The organism is Campylobacter concisus, from assembly GCF_015230015.1.
Classification (GTDB): domain Bacteria; phylum Campylobacterota; class Campylobacteria; order Campylobacterales; family Campylobacteraceae; genus Campylobacter_A; species Campylobacter_A concisus_AF.
The window spans coordinates 25,971-38,552 of the sequence record NZ_JAAKZC010000010.1 but is presented as its reverse complement, the minus strand read 5'-3'; the positions used below and the strand labels follow the sequence as shown (position 1 = coordinate 38,552).

The following is a 12,582-nucleotide window of genomic DNA, read 5'->3' as shown; positions in this document are numbered from 1 at the left end:
TTGGACTGCAAATACCTAAAAGAGTGCGGATCATGCACTCTTTTTACCCCTTATAGTGAGCAAATTTCATTTAAAACTGATCTTATCAAGCAAAATTTTTCCCCATTTTATGATGGCAAATTTGATGTTTTTAGCTCAAGCCCAAAGCACTACCGCACGAGGGCTGAGTTTGGCATCTGGCACGAGGGCAGCAAGCTTAGCTATACGATGCACGCAAGCGAGAAAGGCAAAAGGGTCTTTATAGATGAGTGTCCAAAGGTTTGCGAGCAAATTTCACATCTCATGCCAAGGCTACTTGAGAGCTTACAAAATGATGAAATTTTACGCACAAAGCTCTTTGGAGTGGAGTTTATCGCCTGTAAAAGTGGCACTTTAGTCACGCTTCTTTATCATAAAAAGCTTGATGGTGAGTTTGAAGCGGAGATGAAAATTATAGCTAGCAAGCTTGACGTGATGATCTTAGCTAGATCTCGCGGTCAAAAGCTGCTAAGTGGCGAGCTAAATTTAGTTGATGAGCTAAATGTTGATGGGCAAATTTATAAATTTAGCCTAAGTGAAAATGCCTTTATCCAGCCAAATAAAGCGGTAAATGAGAAGATGATAGCTTGGGCAAAAGAGTGCGTGCAAGGTGGCGCTGACCTGCTGGAGCTTTACTGCGGACATGGAAATTTTACTATCCCACTTTCGTTTGAATTTAAAAATGTCCTTTCCACTGAAATTTCAAAAAGCTCGATCGCAAATGCCCTTAAAAACTGTGAGCTAAATGGGGTAGAAAATATCAAATTTTTGCGTATGGACGCTGATGAGCTGATGAGCGCATTTGCTTGCGTTAGGGAGTTTAATAGGCTAAAAGATATAAATTTGAGCGACTTTAACTTCTCGCACGTCCTTGTCGATCCGCCACGTGCTGGACTTAGTGAAAGTGTCATAAATTTCATTAGAAATTTCAAAAACATCATCTACATCTCGTGCAACCCAGAGACTTTAAAAGAAAATTTAAATGAGCTTACTAAAAGCCATAAAGTGATAAAATTTGCGCTCTTTGATCAGTTTGCCAACACTCATCACATTGAGTGTGGCGTGCTACTAGAGGCAAAAGATAAATTTTAAAAGGAAAGTTGAAAATGGTTTCATTAAACAAAATAATCCAAGCAAAGATAACGATCGGTCACTTTGTAAATAAAACTCCGTTTGCGCTAAGTGCAAAACTTAGTAAAATTTTGGGCGCAAATGTCTATTTGAAAGAGGAAAATTTACAGCGAACCGGCGCATATAAGATAAGAGGCGCATATAACAAAATAGCTAGCCTAAGCGAAGAGGAGCGAAAACGTGGCGTCGTGGCTGCAAGCGCTGGCAATCACGCTCAAGGTGTGGCGATAAGCGCAAAAGAATTTGGCGTGCATGCTTGCATCGTCATGCCAGAATCAACCCCGCTTCTAAAGGTGGCTGGCACAAAGGATCTTGGCGCTGAAGTGATCTTAAAAGGTGATAACTTTGATGAGGCGTATGAATTTGCAGTAAATTACGCCAAAGAAAAAGATATGACCTTTGTTCATCCATTTAACGATGAGTACGTCATGGCAGGGCAGGGTACTGTGGGTCTTGAGATGCTTGATGAGATAAGCGACCTTGATATGGTTGTAGTGCCAGTTGGCGGCGGTGGCTTAGCTAGCGGTGTAGCAAGCTGTATAAAGCAAGTCAATCCAAAAACAAAGGTCGTTTGCGTCGGTGCAAAGGGCGCTCCAGCGATGTTTAACAGCTACGGCGCTAAAAAGAGCATAAACTCAAAGTCAGTTCGCACCATAGCTGATGGCATCGCTGTGCGTGATGCGAGCGAGATAACGCTTAAAAATATCGTTGAGTGTGTGGATGAGTTTGTGCAGGTCGATGATGAGGAGATCGCAACTGCGATTTTGTTTTTACTAGAGACGCAAAAGATCGTAGTTGAGGGAGCTGGCGCAGCTGGCGTGGCAGCACTTATGCATGATAAGATCAAATTTAAAAAAGGTGCAAAGATAGGCGTGGTTCTAAGTGGTGGAAATATCGATGTTCAGGTACTTTCTATCATCATCGAAAAGGGTCTTATCAAGTCTCACCGCAAGATGACCTTGCAAATCACACTTGTAGATAAGCCAGGAGCGCTCATGAGCCTAACTGATAGCTTAAAATCAGCAAATGCAAACATCGTCAAGATCGACTACGACCGCTTCTCTACTAAGCTTGACTACGGCGATGCAAGCATCACTATCACGCTTGAGACAAAGGGTCTTGAGCATCAAGAAAAGATCAAAGATACACTTAATAAAAACGGCTTTTCTTTCACTCAACTCTTCTAAATTCATAAGCTCGCTACCATTTAAAGCAGCGAGCATTAACTTTCATTAAATTTACAGGACTAAAATTTCACAAATTTATTCAAGGATGAGATATGAAAAAGAGTTTATTAAGCCTTGCGTTGTTTTGTACTTTAGCTTTTTGTGCCGATGATGAGGTGGTTGGCAAACAAAATGATCAAGTATGGATAGGAGCTATGGGCGGATGCAAGCTTTATGTATTTTCACTAAAGACGACTGATGCGCCAGTAGATAAGCTAATAGCCAAAGATGAGGCGCAAAAAGAGCTTGTGGTAAATACTAAAAATTTACCAAACAAACACAACGTAATGTTTGCAAAGTGTGATGACTACACAGCGCTCATAGATAGCGGCTATGAAGATAGCTTGGAAAATTTAAAGTATGATCTACAAACTTTTGGCAATATAAAGCCAGAGGATCTAACCTACGTCATCATCACGCACGCTCATCCTGATCACATAGGTGGGCTCATAGATGGCGGCAAAAAGACATTTAAAAACGCCAAACTTTTTATAGATGAAAAGGAGTGGGACTACTGGATGAAGGGCAAAGACGAAAAGACAAAAGAAATTTTATCGCTTTATAAGGATGATAAGAGCTTTTTTGACCATAAAAAGCCACTATTTGACGGGGCGCTAAAGATCAGAGCTATCCCAGCTTACGGCCACACTCCAGGGCACAACATGATAAGTTTTGAGGCAGATAACGACAAGATCATCTTTATAGCTGATCTTCTTCACGTCCTAGCAGTGCAAGAGGTCGAGCCAAGCATATCTATCACTTATGATGTAGATCCAGTGCAAGCTGCCAAAACAAGAGAAAAGGTGCTTGATGGCTTGGAGGACGAGACTACAAAGATAGTGGGAGCTCATATGCCTTATAAGAGCCCTATCACCTTGCCAGAGTGATAAATTTCTTTTGCTTTACAAATTTAGGATAAAATGCGGGCTTTAAAGGAGAAAATATGAGCGAATACGCAAATTTGATATTAGCTATCTTGCTAGCTATTTTGGCATTTGCATTTTATAGGTCAAACAAGGCGCTAAAAAAGGCAAAAGATGATAGCGAAAATGTCTCAGTAAGCACTGAAATTTCGCAGCTTAAAAGCATAGGCGAACTTTCAGTTTTTCAAGTATATAGCAAGGAGATCGTCACAAAAACCGACCATGCGTTTGGAAATTTTGGCAAAGAGTATCTAAGGTGGCTGGTAAGCGAGAAGAAGCTTTCGATGATATTTGAGTTTGAGATAAATTTTATCTACGATCTAACCAGCCCAAAGCTCGAGATCATGCAGATCGCAAACTCTAGCTATAAGATAAAAATGCCCCCATGTAAGTATAAATTTTCAATCGCCGATATGAAATTTTACGATGAGAAAAACGGCAAATTTATACCATTTTTGCTGCCTGACTCGCTAAATGGCTTTTTTGGAAGCACTTTTACAGAAGAAGATAAAAATAGACTAATCGAAGAGGCAAGAAATGAAGTGAAAAAGATGAGCGTTCGCCTTATCTCGCAGCTTCAAAGCAAAATCCACAAATCAGCTCGCGATACGCTTGAGGCGATAGCTAAGAGCTTTGGTGCAAATAAGGTCGAGTTTGTCTTTGATGATAGCGATGAGCAGATAAACGAGCAACTAAATTTAGAAAATATCGCATAAAAATTAAATTTAAAGGAGAAAAAATGAGTATAAATTCACAAGAGGTCACACAAACACCTGGTAACAACACAGTCTTTCAAACATGGGTCTTAAAAGGCGACAAAAAGGCATGTAAAGAGGGCTTTGCTAAGCTTTGTGCTTTGGTTGTAAATTTAAATAAAACTGCCAAAGTTAGATTTGGCGCAAATGAAAATGTAAATTGCGTCCTTGGCGTGGGTCATGATGCTTGGAAAAAGCTTGAAATTTCAAAAGAATTGCCAAAAGAGCTTGTAAATTTTAAAGCGATCAAAGGTGATAAACATGAAGCCGTTAGCACAAAGGGCGATATCCACATCCACATCCGTGCGCTAAACGCGGCTGATTGCTTTGACATGGCGCAAAATATCAAAGAAGTTTTGTTTAAATTTGCAGAGCTTACAGATGAGACTCAAGGCTTTAAGTACCACGACGGCAGGGCGATCATCGGCTTTGTAGATGGCACTGAAAACCCTGATGGCGAAGATAGAGATCTTTTTGCAAAAGTCGGCAAAGAGGATGCTAAATTTAAAGGCGGCAGCTACGTTTTTGTTCAAAAATACTTCCACAAAATGAAAGAGTGGAACGCTACAAGCGTAAGCGAGCAAGAAAAGGTTATAGGCCGCTCAAAAGAGTATGACATCGAGATGGATGAGAGCGTAAAACCTACAAATTCACACTCAGCTGCTGCAAATGTCGGCGACGATAAAAAGGTCGTGCGTGGTAATATGCCATTTACTGAAGGTAGCAAAACAGGCACTTACTTCATCGCTTATGCAAGCACATTTTCAACGGTTGAGCTTATGCTTAAAAAGATGTTTATCGGTGAGCCAAAAGGCAACTCAGATAGGCTGCTTGACTTTAGTACGCCAGTAACTGGGGCTTTATATTTTGCTCCTACACTTGATATGCTTGGCGATTACGAGGGATAAATTTAGCTTGGGGCGAAGCAAATTTGCCCCTTTAAATTTATAAGGATAAAGATGCCAGAGTGGTTTATCTACGCAGCTCTTTCGGCTGTTTTTGCTGCACTTACAGCGATCTTTGCAAAGCTAGGCGTAAAGGACATCGACAGCGATTTTGCGACATTTATAAGAACGATCGTCGTCATTTTGATGCTTGTTTTGCTTTTAAGTGTGGCTAAAAAATGGCAACCGCTAAGCTCGCTAAGTCCCAAAAACTGGCTCTTTCTCATACTAAGTGGCATGGCGACTGGGCTTTCATGGCTTATGTATTTTAAAGCTATGCAAGCAGGCAAAGTCTATCAGGTAGCGCTGGTTGATAAATTTAGCGTTGTGCTGGCTATCATTTTGGCTGTCATATTTCTTGGCGAGAGGCTAAATTTAAAAGAAATTTTAGCTGTTTGCCTTATCGTATCTGGCGTGTTTTTACTCATTTTTAAATAAAATTTTCTGCGTTATTCTTAAAGTATATTTTTAATTTTAATTTGTAATTAATCAAAAAGCCCCTAGAATTTGATCGATTTCATTTTAAAGGGAGAAATATGAAAAAAATCATTCTTTCAGCCATCGTGGCTTGTGCGGCATTTGGTGCAGGTATGAACTATACAGATGTCGTAAAAGACGTTTATAGTGATGCTAGCTCAAACAAAAGTATAGGCAGACTGCTACCAACCAACGCAGTTGAAATTTTACAAACAAGCGGCGACAGAGCGCAGATCAAAGTAAAAGGCTATCAAAACCCAGCCGTTAGCAACGTAGTTTATTTTGCTGATGGCGCGAGGATCATCTCAGTAGCATTTGCAAAAACTGCACCTTTTGATATCAAAGTGATCAAAGAGGGCAAAAACGGCAAATGGAACGAGGTAGAAACAACAGTTTTTGTTCAAAAAGATGGCTTTAGCACCGATGTAAATGCGATGTTTGCAAAAGCTGATAAGATGTATAAAGAGAGCTGTGGCGTTTGCCATGCGTTACCTCAAACTACGCACTTTAACGCAAATCAATGGCCGTCACTTCTAAAATCAATGATCGGAAGAACCGCAATAGAGAAAAAAGACGAGTGGCTAGTTATCGAGTACCTACAAAAACACTCATCTGATGTAAATTTAGGCAAATAAGGAGAAACAATGAACGAGAACAGACGAGATTTTCTAAAAAAAGGTGCTACAGCGATTGTAGCGACACCTTTGCTTTCAAGTGTAACAGCTTCAAATTTGTTTGCTGATGAGGTTAAAAAGGGCATTGTAAAAAATGGTGAAACTCTTACAGCTGCTCACTGGGGCATGCTAAAAGTTACAACTAAAAACGGCATCGCTGTAAAGTCAGAGCCTATCCAAAAGACAAGTGAAATTTACAACCCACTTCAACACTACACACCAGATATGATCTACAAAAGTCGTATCAAACACACAATGGTAAGAAAAAGCTACCTTGAAAACCCAGACAGCCCAAAACCAGAGCTTCGCGGCATCGATGAGTGGGTCGAGGTGCCTTACGAAGAGGCGATCAAGCTAGTTGCTAAAGAGCTTAAAAAAACAAGAGCTCAAAAAGGCTTACAAAGCGTTTTTGCAGGTAGCTACGGCTGGAAATCAAGCGGCAATGTGCATAACTCAAGAATTTTACTTCATAGATTTATGAACCTTAGTGGTGGTTTTGTTGGCTCACTTGGTGACTATTCAACAGGTGCTAGCCAGATCATCATGCCTCACGTTGTAGGTAGCATCGAGGTCTATGAGCAGCAAACTAGCTGGCCGGTAGTACTTGAAAACTCAAAAGTCGTAGTTATCTGGGGCGCAAACCCACTTGCGACACTTCGCATAGCTTGGACAGCGACTGATGAGCAGGGCTTTAAATACTTTGAAGAGCTAAAAAATAAAAAAGATATCAAAGTGATCGTGATCGATCCTATCAGGTCTGAAACAGCACAATACTTCGACAAAGCTCAGTGGATCGCTCCAGTGCCAAACACCGACACAGCGATGATGCTAGGTATGATGCACTACCTATATGAAAGTGGCAAATACGATAAAGAATTTATTGAAAACTACACTTATGGCTTTGATAAATTCCTCCCATATCTACTTGGCAAGACAGACAACACTCCTAAAAATTTAGAGTGGGCGAGCAAAATTTGTGGTATCGACAAAGATACTTTAAAAGAGCTAGCTGATACATTTGTAAGTAACCGCACGATGCTAATGAGCGGTTGGGGCATGCAGCGCGCTCACCACGGCGAGCAACCACACTGGGCGATGGTAACGCTAGCTGCGATGATCGGTCAGATTGGACTTCCTGGTGGAGGCTTTGGCTTAAGCTACCACTACTCAAACGGCGGCGCACCAACATGCAAAGGCGCAGTCATCGGCGGTGTAAATAGCGCAAGTGTGGGTAAATTTAACGAAAAAGGCGAGTTTATCGGCACTGATACGGGCGAATTTGACAAACACGGTCGCTTCGTCGCAAAAGCAGCCGCAGTAGCAGGTACAGGTCAAAGCTGGCTACAAAAAGCAACTGACTACGCTTTCCCAGTAGCTCGTATCGCTGATGCGTTGCTTCACCCTGGCAAAGTGATCGATCACGACGGCAAAAAGATCACCTACCCAGATATCGACTTTATCTACTGGGTCGGCGGCAACCCGCTTGTGCATCACCAAGATACTAATACAAATTTAAAAGCGTGGAGAAAGCCTAGAACGGTTGTCGTTCACGAAGCTTACTGGACACCGACAGCAAAAATGGCTGATATCGTCTTTCCAGTCACAACAGAGTATGAGAGAAACGACATCACGATGACAGGCGACTACTCAAACATGAACATCGTGCCAATGAAACAAGTCGTTGAAAAATACCGCGAGGCAAAAGATGACTATCAAATTTTCACTGACCTTTGTAAGGCTTATGCTAAAAATTTAGCTATCGCCTACACAGATAACGGCAAAGACGAATTTGACTGGATCAAAGAGTACTACGACGCAGCCTACGCTCAAGTAAAGGCCGTCCCTGAGCTTGCAAGCGATATGAAGCCATTTGAAGAGTTTTGGAATGAAAACAAACCAGTCACATTTGCCTCATCTCAAGATAGTGATAACTGGGTAAGACTTGGCGAATTTAGAGAAGATCCTGTGCTAAACGCTCTTGGAACGCCTAGCGGTCTTATCGAAATTTACTCAGATACGATCGAGAAAATGGGCTATGATGACTGCAAGGCGCATCCAACTTGGTTTGAGCCGATCGAGTGGCTAGGCATGAAAGACAAACCTGCGAAATACCACATGATAAGCTCTCACCCAACTGACCGCTTGCACTCACAGCTAAGCCAAACTTCACTTCGTGAGAAGTATGCTATCGCTAACCGCGAGCCAGTGTGGATAAATGAAAATGACGCAAAAGAGCTTGGCGTAAAAACAGGCGATTTGGTGTGTGTATTTAACGCTCGTGGCGAGGTTTTGGCAGGTGCTCATGTCACTAAAAACATCAAAGAGGGCGTTGTAAAACTAGCTGAGGGCGCTTGGTATGACGGCTTTGATAGCGGCATCTGCAAAAACGGCTCTGCAAACGTGCTAACCATAGATATCCCAACGAGTAAGCTAGCAAACGGCAACATCAGCCACACGGCTCTTGTAAATATCAGAAAATATCAAGGCGATGAAGCACCAAAACTTACAGCATTTTCTGAGCCAAAATTTTCTAAATAATTTCAAAGCAGGGGAGTGATCTCCTGCTTTTTATATAAAATTTGACAAATTTATGAAACAAATTAAATAATTTTGATTAATTTTTATTATTTATTTATAATTAATAATTAGACAAAATCCCTAAAATACGGCATTTGCAAGCCAAAATTTATTAAATATTGCTTAAAGGTAATTTCTGGTTTCAAGTTTTATTTAATAATAAAAATTATACAATCCGCACCAAAATACCAAAAAATGCCACTGGATAGTGGTTTTTGATTGAGGGATAGAAAAATAAAATGAATAATCTAAGTATAAAATCTAAAATATTACTCATCGTTTTTGTGAGTTTGCTTTGTCTAAGCGTGACTAGTGCTTACATCTTAAAAGGCGTTTTAAATAGCAGAAGTGAAGCTATTTCAAACCTTTCAATGAGCGAAGATATCATAAAGCAGGGCGAATTTATCCATGAGCTTCAAAAAGAGCGTGGTTATAGCGCAGCTTTCATGGCAAACGGCAAAGACTCTGAGAAAAATTTAAAAGAGCAAAGAGCAAAGGTCGATGGGATCGTGAAAGAGCTCTCAAACAAAGATGAGGTGCTAAGAGTACTTAGTGGCATAAGGGCAAAGGTCGATAAAAAAGAGAAATTTAACCTCCTTGGCGAATATAGCGGTATGATAGAAAACACGCTTGTCTTTTTAAATTCTCTCTCAAAAGACGCCAAGCCAGCTATAAAAGATGATGTGGCTAGGATTTTTAGCATTTCAAAGATCAAAGAGTACTACGGCATCACAAGAGCGATAATGAACGTCGCCTTTATCAAAGATGAGATCGACAAAAACACATATGTAAATTTGATCTCTCACGACGCAAACATCAAAATGCTTTTAAACGACTATGTCAAATTTAATAGCGGCAAATACGCAGACAGCCTGCAAAAAGATATCTTGCAAAGCAACGAATTTAAGCAAATAGATGAGATCATCAAAGATGCTATTGCGAGCCCAGAAGAGACAGCCAGAAAGATCGAGGCGGCTAGCTGGTTTAAAACTATAACAAATTTGATCGATAGCCTCAGAAACTACGAGCTTTACTTGCTAAATGATATGAAAGAGCTAGCCACACACGACAAAGACGAGGCCAGCAACCTTGTGCTATTTATGGCTATCATGCTTGCCTGTTTTATCGTAGCACTCGTGCTTATCTCGCTTGTTGTTGGTAAAAATATCATTTCGGGTATCAATAGCGTTAAAAATGGACTAAGTGAGTTTTTCTTATATCTAAACAACAAAACAAATTCTGCCAAACTTTTAAGCTTAAAAGGCAAAGATGAAATTTGTATCATGTCGTCACTTATAAATGAAAATATAGAGGTTATACAGACGGCAAAAGAGCATGAGAACACCTTCATCCAAAAAGCCAACACCTTTGTAAATGAGATAAAAGATGGCAACTATGAAGCAAGCCTAGAAGCTGATACAAACAACCCAGCTCTAAATCAACTAAAAAGCACATTTAAAGATCTACAACTTGCTCTTAAAAATGCAATCTCTTGTAATGGTAAAGATGTACTTGATCTACTAAACACTTATAAAAACCAAGACTTTACAAAAAGACTTGATGATGATGGTAAGATAGCAAGTGGTATAAACTCCCTTGGCATAGAGATATCTAAAATGCTAAATGACAATCTAAACCAAGCTCAAGTCCTAGAAAAAAAAGCCAAACTTCTAGCTAGCTCAGTATCAAAAGTAGCAAGCTCAGCAAACACTCAAGCAAATAGCTTACAAGAAAGTGCAGCTGCAGTTGAGCAAATGTCTAGCTCAATGAATGCCATCTCTCAAAAGACAGCTGATGTTATAAGACAAAGTGATGAGATTAAAAACATCATAACTATCATTAGAGATATAGCAGATCAAACAAATCTTCTAGCACTTAATGCTGCTATAGAAGCAGCAAGAGCAGGAGAACATGGCAGAGGATTTGCAGTTGTTGCTGATGAAGTTAGAAAACTAGCTGAAAGAACTCAAAAATCACTTGGTGAGATAGAAGCAAATACAAATGTATTAGCTCAATCAATAAATGAGATGAGTGAATCTATAAAAGAGCAAAGTGAAGGCATAAATATGATAAATCAATCAGTTGCTCAAATAGATCACCTAACAAAAGAAAACGTTGTAATTGCTAACCAAGCAAACGAAGTAACATCAGAAGTAGATGAGATGGCTAAAGCTATAGTTGAAGAGGTTAGGAAGAAGAGGTTTTAACAAACAAACCCAAGCACAATACAAAGCATAGCTCTTTGAAGCATTAGAGGGCTATGTGAATTTAGGCTACTTGTTTTTCTGCTTTAAACTTTAAATTTAATACTCAAGAAAATTCAAGCAAATTTTAAAATTTCATGAGCGAGCATATCACGCTTCTAAATTTAGTAAGTTGCTAAGGCGAGTGAGTAAAGTTTTAAAATTTGCAAAGACAGCTTAATTAAATTTCTAAATTTGCTTTATCAAAAAGGGGAGACAAGGGGACTTGAATTTTGCTTCGCAGGCTCGCAACTGTGCGACATAATTATAAATTTTATTGTTAAGGGGGAAGAGGCTTGAATTACGAAGTCGCTCCCTTCCCCCTTAACAATCCCCCAACCCCGACAACGTTCAAGGTGGCATGCAATAGTGCTGACGCACTGCATGCGTATAAAAAACTCTGTCAAATTTTAAAATTTGCTTGATACTTGCTAAGGTATTATGCGGAATTATAAAATTTGATAAAAACTTGTTTGATATATAGATTATATGTATTTTTATTTGTAAAATTTTACAAAATTTCAAGTCTTGCGCTGATGTCAGCAGCGCCTTTTGAATACATTGCAGAAGTGACTATCGCATCAGCATTTGCAAATTCTTTTGCATTTGCTAAATTTACACCGCCAGCTGCTAGGATCATGGTATTTGGTGAAATTTCATCTCTTAAAGCTAGCACGTTTTTGATAAGCTCTGGGCTAAATTTGTCACACTGCACGACGTCGCATTTTGCCTTTAAAAGCTTGCTTGCTTCTTCTAAAATTTCAGCCTCGACACAGATCTTTCGCTCGACCATTCTGGCTTTAAATTCTGGCAAATGTGAGATAAATTCATCAAAGCTAGCGTAGGCTTTTATGTGATTTTTAAAGAAAAGAACGCTGTCGCTAAGCCCCAGCCTGTGCATGCCACCACCACCTTCAAGCACGGCTTTTACGCAAAATTTCTTTGCAAATGGGAAGCTCTTTCTGGTTGCTAAAATCTCGCATTTTTCATTGACGCTTTTTACAGCTTTTACCATTTTGTTTGTGTAGGTTGCGATGGCGCTGGCGTATTCTAGTGCGACTTGGGCTAGTTTCCAAGCCTTATGCACATCTTCGTAGCCACCATAAATTTTTATGATAACATCGCCAGCCTTGCAAATTTGAGAGTTTTGCACGAAAATTTCACTCTCACACCCAAGTAGCCTCGCCACACTCGCTGCCACATCTACACAGCTTACGCAAATTTCATCACGCGAGTAAATTTCAAGTGAGGCTTTTTTATCAATACTTTGAAGCGACGTTGTGAGGTCAAAGTAGGGTAGGTCCTCGTTTATGTAGTCTAAAATTTCAGCGTCGCTTAGTCTCATTTTATGCCTTTTTTGAAGCGGTTTTTGCTTTTACGATCATCTTTTTAAAGATGCCGTTATCGTAAAGTCCAGCGTGGTAAAGGGCAAAGCATGTAAATGCGATGCCAGAAACTACGTGGATTTTTTTAACAGATCTATTTTTCATAAAAAGTGCGCTTAGGCAAACAGATGCCAAAGTGATGCTCATGCCAACCTTCGCTACTTGTCTATGGATATTTAGATCTAGTAGTTTGCCGCTTATCTTTATATCTTTTCCCAAATTTTCTCCT

General features: G+C 40.0%; 11 protein-coding genes and 1 pseudogene. 10 read left to right on the top strand and 2 right to left on the bottom strand.

What is annotated here, in order from left to right; genetic code table 11:
* The 10 genes and pseudogenes from trmA to G6W42_RS10830 all read left to right on the top strand — a co-directional run bounded on the left by trmA (window position 1) and on the right by G6W42_RS10830 (window position 10,932).
* Window positions 1-1,110, top strand: a complete 1,110-nt coding sequence (gene trmA / locus G6W42_RS06575; protein WP_194173398.1) for a tRNA (uridine(54)-C5)-methyltransferase TrmA — start codon at window positions 1-3, stop codon at window positions 1,108-1,110.
* Between the two features lie 14 nt (window positions 1,111-1,124).
* Window positions 1,125-2,336 carry a threonine ammonia-lyase gene (gene ilvA, locus G6W42_RS06570; RefSeq protein WP_009293964.1) on the top strand — a complete coding sequence of 404 codons (1,212 nt, stop codon included), beginning with the start codon at window positions 1,125-1,127 and terminating at the stop codon, window positions 2,334-2,336.
* Between the two features lie 92 nt (window positions 2,337-2,428).
* Complete coding sequence (locus tag G6W42_RS06565; RefSeq protein ID WP_194173397.1) at window positions 2,429-3,262, top strand: MBL fold metallo-hydrolase; 834 nt, start codon at window positions 2,429-2,431, stop codon at window positions 3,260-3,262.
* A gap of 56 nt (window positions 3,263-3,318) precedes the next feature.
* Complete coding sequence (locus tag G6W42_RS06560) at window positions 3,319-4,014, top strand: DUF4230 domain-containing protein (RefSeq protein WP_002942821.1); 696 nt, start codon at window positions 3,319-3,321, stop codon at window positions 4,012-4,014.
* A gap of 23 nt (window positions 4,015-4,037) precedes the next feature.
* On the top strand, window positions 4,038-4,961 hold the full coding sequence (locus G6W42_RS06555; RefSeq protein WP_194173396.1) for a Dyp-type peroxidase: 924 nt from the start codon (window positions 4,038-4,040) through the stop codon (window positions 4,959-4,961).
* Between the two features lie 51 nt (window positions 4,962-5,012).
* Window positions 5,013-5,435: an EamA family transporter gene (locus G6W42_RS06550; protein WP_021085058.1), complete on the top strand. Its 423-nt coding sequence runs from the start codon at window positions 5,013-5,015 to the stop codon at window positions 5,433-5,435.
* Between the two features lie 98 nt (window positions 5,436-5,533).
* Window positions 5,534-6,109, top strand: a complete 576-nt coding sequence (locus G6W42_RS06545; RefSeq protein WP_194173395.1) for a cytochrome C — start codon at window positions 5,534-5,536, stop codon at window positions 6,107-6,109.
* Window positions 6,110-6,118: 9 nt separating this feature from the next.
* Window positions 6,119-8,686 carry a molybdopterin-dependent oxidoreductase gene (locus G6W42_RS06540; RefSeq protein WP_194173394.1) on the top strand — a complete coding sequence of 856 codons (2,568 nt, stop codon included), beginning with the start codon at window positions 6,119-6,121 and terminating at the stop codon, window positions 8,684-8,686.
* A gap of 278 nt (window positions 8,687-8,964) precedes the next feature.
* Window positions 8,965-9,762, top strand: a pseudogene (locus tag G6W42_RS10835) (nitrate- and nitrite sensing domain-containing protein); the annotation flags it as partial.
* 9 nt (window positions 9,763-9,771) lie between these two features.
* A complete protein-coding gene (locus G6W42_RS10830; protein ID WP_430640612.1) occupies window positions 9,772-10,932 on the top strand; it encodes a methyl-accepting chemotaxis protein in 1,161 nt (386 codons plus the stop codon).
* A 547-nt stretch (window positions 10,933-11,479) separates the two neighbouring features.
* Here the strand turns inward: G6W42_RS10830 and modD are convergent.
* Window positions 11,480-12,313, bottom strand: coding sequence for a ModD protein (modD, locus tag G6W42_RS06530; RefSeq protein WP_194173392.1), 834 nt, complete (start codon window positions 12,311-12,313; stop codon window positions 11,480-11,482).
* Window position 12,314: 1 nt separating this feature from the next.
* Entirely contained in the window at window positions 12,315-12,572 is a 258-nt protein-coding gene (locus G6W42_RS06525; protein WP_194173391.1) for a helicase, read from the bottom strand.
* Window positions 12,573-12,582 lie beyond the last annotated feature (10 nt).

Excerpts from the sequence above, each read along its gene's own strand:
- G6W42_RS06560 (WP_002942821.1), top strand. The coding sequence starts at position 3,319 with ATGAGCGAATACGCAAATTTGATATTAGCTATCTTGCTAGCTATTTTG.
- G6W42_RS06565 (WP_194173397.1), top strand. The coding sequence starts at position 2,429 with ATGAAAAAGAGTTTATTAAGCCTTGCGTTGTTTTGTACTTTAGCTTTT.
- G6W42_RS06540 (WP_194173394.1), top strand. The coding sequence starts at position 6,119 with ATGAACGAGAACAGACGAGATTTTCTAAAAAAAGGTGCTACAGCGATT.
- G6W42_RS06555 (WP_194173396.1), top strand. The coding sequence starts at position 4,038 with ATGAGTATAAATTCACAAGAGGTCACACAAACACCTGGTAACAACACA.
- modD (WP_194173392.1), bottom strand. The coding sequence starts at position 12,313 with ATGAGACTAAGCGACGCTGAAATTTTAGACTACATAAACGAGGACCTA.
- G6W42_RS10830 (WP_430640612.1), top strand. The coding sequence starts at position 9,772 with ATGAAAGAGCTAGCCACACACGACAAAGACGAGGCCAGCAACCTTGTG.
- G6W42_RS06550 (WP_021085058.1), top strand. The coding sequence starts at position 5,013 with ATGCCAGAGTGGTTTATCTACGCAGCTCTTTCGGCTGTTTTTGCTGCA.
- G6W42_RS06545 (WP_194173395.1), top strand. The coding sequence starts at position 5,534 with ATGAAAAAAATCATTCTTTCAGCCATCGTGGCTTGTGCGGCATTTGGT.
- ilvA (WP_009293964.1), top strand. The coding sequence starts at position 1,125 with ATGGTTTCATTAAACAAAATAATCCAAGCAAAGATAACGATCGGTCAC.